The sequence below is a fragment of the Rhizobacter sp. P2_H2 genome, assembly GCF_056403375.1.
Genome location: NZ_JBFUFP010001499.1, coordinates 1 through 1,001, shown reverse-complemented (window position 1 = coordinate 1,001; position 1,001 = coordinate 1). Strand labels below are relative to the sequence as shown.

Genomic DNA, 1,001 nt, shown 5'->3' with positions numbered 1-1,001 from the left:
GGCCAAGGCGGTGATCGAGGCCATGAAGGCGCGCGGCGCCGCGGTGCCGATCCCGACCGACGTCGTCACCGCGAAGGCCTTCGCGGCCGATGCGCCGGCCACCGTGAAGGCGGCCTCGGCCGTCGAAGCCGACGACCTGATCCTCGACATCGGCCCGGAGACATCGGCCAGGCTCGCCGCCCAGCTGAAGGCCGCCGGCACCATCGTCTGGAACGGCCCGGTCGGCGTGTTCGAGTTCGATGCGTTCGCGCACGGCACCGAGACGCTGGCGCGCGCGATCGCCGCCTCCGATGCGTTCAGCATCGCCGGCGGCGGCGACACGCTGGCCGCGATCGCGAAGTACGGCATCGAGAAGGATGTCGGCTACATCTCGACCGGCGGCGGTGCCTTCCTGGAAGTGCTGGAAGGCAAGACCCTGCCCGCCTTCGAGATCCTGCAGCGCCGTGCAGGGTGACCGCCCCGACGTCACTGCGTTCCTGCCCCCCGAGGGGGCGCGGCCGCCTTGGGACGGCCCGGCGGCGGCCGGTGCAGCGCGCTGATCCACAATGAAAATACAGGAGACCTCCACCATGCCCCGCGCCACCAAGATCGTCGCCACCCTCGGCCCCGCCTCCAGCTCGCCCGAGGTGCTCGCACAGATGATCCGCGCCGGCGTCGACGTCGTGCGCCTGAACTTCTCGCACGGCAAGGCCCAGGACCACATCGACCGCGCGAACCTGGTGCGCGAGGTCGCCCGCGCCGCCGGCAAGGAAGTGGCCATCATGGCCGACCTGCAGGGCCCGAAGATCCGTGTCGGCAAGTTCGAGGGCGGCAAGACGATGCTCGAGCCGGGCCAGAAGTTCGTGCTCGACGCCAGCAGCACCGCGCTCGGCACCAACGAGCTCGTGAGCCTCGACTACAAGGAGCTGCCGCGCGACGTGAAGCCCGGCGACACGCTGCTGCTGAACGACGGGCTGCTGAAGCTGAYGGTCGACGCGGTGCGCGGCGACCAGGTGCACACC

The 1,001-nt window shown here is 70.7% G+C and carries 2 protein-coding genes; both read left to right on the top strand.

The window, feature by feature from the left end; all coding sequences use genetic code 11:
• A partial coding sequence (gene pgk / locus AC1D15_RS34245) for a phosphoglycerate kinase (protein ID WP_477829578.1) occupies positions 1–454 on the top strand: 454 nt, incomplete at its 5' end.
• 115 nt (positions 455–569) lie between these two features.
• Positions 570–1,001: pyruvate kinase (locus AC1D15_RS34240; protein ID WP_477829577.1), on the top strand; the 432-nt coding region annotated here is incomplete at its 3' end.